Annotated in this window: 1 protein-coding gene; it reads left to right on the top strand. The window is 68.3% G+C overall.

Annotation, left to right across the window (positions count from 1 at the left end; translation table 11 throughout):
- Positions 1 to 1,290, top strand: a 1,290-nt coding sequence (locus tag EU555_RS35930) for a DNA translocase FtsK (protein WP_281041335.1), incomplete at both ends; no start/stop codon positions are given.

Below are 1,290 nucleotides of genomic sequence, written 5' to 3'. Positions count from 1 at the left end.
GTCATCTCGCTCGCCGACGACATCGCCCGCTCGATGTCCGCCATCTCCGCCCGCGTCGCCGTCGTCCAGGGCCGCAACGCCATCGGCATCGAGCTGCCGAACGCCAAGCGCGAGACCGTCTATCTCCGCGAGCTGCTCAGCAGCCCGGCCTTCGCCGAGACCAAGCAGAAGCTGGCGCTGTGCCTCGGGAAAAACATCGGCGGCGAGGCGATCATCGCGGATCTCGCCCGCATGCCCCACCTGCTGGTTGCCGGCACCACCGGCTCGGGCAAGTCGGTCGCCATCAACACCATGATCCTCTCCCTCCTCTACCGCATGAAGCCGGAGGAGTGCCGCCTGATCATGGTCGACCCCAAGATGCTGGAGCTCTCCGTCTATGACGGCATCCCGCACCTGCTCTCGCCCGTCGTCACCGATCCCAAGAAGGCGGTCATCGCCCTCAAATGGGCGGTGCGCGAGATGGAGGAGCGTTACAAGAAGATGTCGAAGCTCGGCGTGCGCAACATCGACGGGTTCAACGCCCGGGTGGCCGAGGCGCGGGCGCGGGGCGAGGTGATCACCCGCACCGTCCAGACCGGCTTCGACCGCGAGACCGGCGAGGCGGTCTACGAGGACGAGGTGATGGACCTCGTCGCCCTGCCCTACATCGTGATCGTGGTCGACGAGATGGCCGACCTGATGATGGTGGCGGGCAAGGACATCGAGGGGGCGATCCAGCGCCTGGCCCAGATGGCGCGGGCGGCGGGCCTGCACCTGATCATGGCGACGCAGCGGCCTTCGGTGGACGTGATCACCGGGACGATCAAGGCGAACTTCCCGACCCGGATCTCGTTCCAGGTGACCTCGAAGATCGATTCGCGCACGATCCTGGGCGAGATGGGCGCCGAGCAGCTGCTCGGGCAGGGCGACATGCTGTTCATGGCGGGCGGCGGCCGCACGACGCGGGTGCACGGGCCGTTCTGCTCGGACGACGAGGTCGAGCAGGTGGTGGCCCACCTCAAGCGCCAGGGCCGCCCGTCCTATCTCGACGCGGTCACGGCGGACGAGGAGGCCGAGGAGGCGGTTGCCGTCCCGGACACCCCCGTCATGGATCAGGGAGGCTTCGGGGATCCGTCGGCGGACCTCTACGACCAGGCGGTGGCGGTGGTGCTGCGGGACAAGAAGGCGTCGACGAGCTACATCCAGCGGCGGCTGCAGATCGGCTACAACCGGGCGGCCTCGCTGATGGAGCGGATGGAGCGCGAGGGCATCGTCGGCCCCGCCAACCACGCCGGCAAGCGCGAGATCCTG

The organism is Methylobacterium nonmethylotrophicum, assembly GCF_004745635.1.
In the GTDB taxonomy this organism is placed as follows: Bacteria; Pseudomonadota; Alphaproteobacteria; order Rhizobiales; family Beijerinckiaceae; genus Methylobacterium; species Methylobacterium nonmethylotrophicum.
Note: the sequence above shows the minus strand (reverse complement) of the source record. Positions and strands in the feature narration are given on the sequence as shown.